This is a genomic window from Psychrobacter sp. TB55-MNA-CIBAN-0194 (assembly GCF_040309505.1).
Classification (GTDB): Bacteria; Pseudomonadota; Gammaproteobacteria; order Pseudomonadales; family Moraxellaceae; genus Psychrobacter; species Psychrobacter fozii.
Genome location: NZ_JBEOOW010000576.1, coordinates 1 through 251, shown reverse-complemented (window position 1 = coordinate 251; position 251 = coordinate 1). Strand labels below are relative to the sequence as shown.

The following is a 251-nucleotide window of genomic DNA, read 5'->3' as shown; positions in this document are numbered from 1 at the left end:
GCCTGAAAGCGCTCAACTACCAGTACTCGGTGATCCAGTACTCGAGCGTGAGCCCGTACGCGATCAGCTCGTTCCTCGGCCGTCTGCTGATCGTCGATTTCAACGGCAACAGCACGACGATCACGATGGACTACAAGCAGGAGCCGGGCATCGTCGCCGAGGCGCTGTCGACGTCGCAGGCCAATGCGCTGCAGGCGAAGAACTGCAACGTCTTCGCGGCGTACCAGAACAACACCGCGATCGTGCAGTAC

General features: G+C 60.6%; 1 protein-coding gene. It reads left to right on the top strand.

Features of this window, described 5'->3' with window-relative positions; all coding sequences use genetic code 11:
- A partial coding sequence (locus tag AAEY75_RS16335; RefSeq protein WP_352260204.1) for a DUF3383 family protein occupies positions 1–251 on the top strand: 251 nt, incomplete at both ends.